This window comes from Petrotoga halophila DSM 16923, from assembly GCF_002924615.1.
On sequence record NZ_JALY01000283.1, the window covers coordinates 1 to 1,879 of the forward strand.

1 protein-coding gene and 1 pseudogene are annotated in these 1,879 nt (G+C 36.1%); both read right to left on the bottom strand.

Annotated elements, in window-relative coordinates; genetic code table 11:
- Positions 1-47: 47 nt before the first annotated feature.
- Positions 48-1,346, bottom strand: a complete 1,299-nt coding sequence (locus tag AA81_RS13010; RefSeq protein WP_245863653.1) for a molybdopterin-binding protein — start codon at positions 1,344-1,346, stop codon at positions 48-50.
- Positions 1,347-1,480: 134 nt separating this feature from the next.
- A pseudogene (locus AA81_RS13015) lies at positions 1,481-1,879 on the bottom strand (molybdopterin molybdotransferase MoeA); the annotation flags it as partial.

Consider the following 1,879-nt stretch of genomic DNA (forward strand, 5'->3'; position numbering starts at 1 on the left):
TGACTATCACTCCGTTCAAGTTATATCTACTCACCCATTCTCCCCACTTATGGAATGTTAAAGTCAAATCCAAGTTTTTCAGATTTTATTTCATTAACCAATATGTCTAATGAGTAATCATGTCTTACAATGAACAACTCCTTATTTATAATCGAGGAGATGGGTTTCAAAATATATATTTTCACCTTTTCTCTGATACCTATTCCTTCAGATTTTTCTGGGACAGGCATAATACCATCTGCATTCACCAGTGACTCCATGGCAGCCGATCCCCTTTTTCTAGGAACAGCTACGTATTCTCCTTCAATAAAAGCTAAATTAACCCTTAAAAATTCTTCCAACCCAACTTGTGAAGGAACTTTTCTACGAACAACCGCATTTATATATGGCATTTCTGGAACGCCCAAACTTTGCATCTGATACACAAGTGTCCGTACAAAAATATAATAATTCAGCAACGCAGAGAGGGGATAACCAGGTATACCAATTACCGGCTTGCCTTTTATAATACCTAGAATAACAGGTTTACCTGGCATTATATTAATGCCATGCACAATTACTCTTCCCACCTCATTTAAAATTTTCTCAGTATAATCTTCCCTACCGGCAGAAGAACCAGCTATAATGACCAAAATATCGTTTTTCTCTACCTCGTCCAACACTTTTTTCTTGAGATCTTCATATTTGTCAGGGAGGATCTCTGTGATTGAAACTTTTGCTCCCCATTGTTCGCCATAAAGCTTCATTATAGTCGAATTGAAATCAACAAGTTGGCCTTTTTCTGGTTCCTGATTGGGAGGGATAATTTCATCACCCGTTGGAATGATCCCTATCAAAGGCTTTTTTTTGACATTAATTTCTTTCACACCTGCTTCTAATAAAGCTCCCACATCATAAGGCCGTATCATATGATTTACCGGGAACATTAATTGCCCTTTCATCACACTTTCTCCAATAGCTCTAATATTTTGCCATGGTGTAGCGCTTTTTTCTATAATGTAAAAATCGCCTTCATCATTTATTTCTTCTATCTTAATAACCGCATTAAATCCTTCTGGTATCGGATCCCCAGTATCAACTATAACCGCATCTAACCCTTTTTTCAACATTAATGGATTCGTTTTACTGGCTCCATATGTATTTGAAGCTTTAACCGCTATACCATCCATTGCGGAAGCATAATAATGTGGCCCAAACCTTTTTGCATATATAGCTTCTCCTGTGACTCTACCACTAGAATTTTCGGCTTTAATATTCTCTGTTTCAATAGAATAATCTTTGAAAATCTTAAAATATTCATCCATAGCTTTTTCTAAAGAGACTTTTTCTAAATATATTTTACTCATTTATCCACCTTCTTGAATTCAATTTACTACCTTGAAAAGCTCTTATATAGCGCCCCTTCGCCCTGTTGCCCACCTATAAGGATAAAGGAGTTTTAGTCCATTTACCCTCAGCTTAACCATAAAGATAAATAGAATTAGTATAAATAGACATCTACCGTTTCTTCTTTATTGAGTCCTTCTTTGTTAGCATCTATTTTTATATAACCATCTGCATAAACAAATGTTGATATCATTGCTGATTCGCCGACTATCGGCTCAGCAATGTGATTCTTTTCAGCAGTTTCAATCAATCGAACCGGGATGTACTCTTCTCTTCCCTTGTCAGAATCCAAATTTCTACTTAACTTTGCTTTAATATTACATTTTATGCTTTTTTCTCTTATACCTATTATCTTCTCTACCAATGGTTTAACAATCACCTGGGTAATGATAAAGGATGATGATGGGTGGCCAGGTAAGCCTAAAATAGGCTTGCCTTCAACTACTGCAAAAATTGTAGGTTTACCGGGCTTAATCGTAATTCCTTGAGACAA

Excerpts from the sequence above, each read along its gene's own strand:
- AA81_RS13010 (WP_245863653.1), bottom strand. The coding sequence starts at position 1,346 with ATGAGTAAAATATATTTAGAAAAAGTCTCTTTAGAAAAAGCTATGGAT.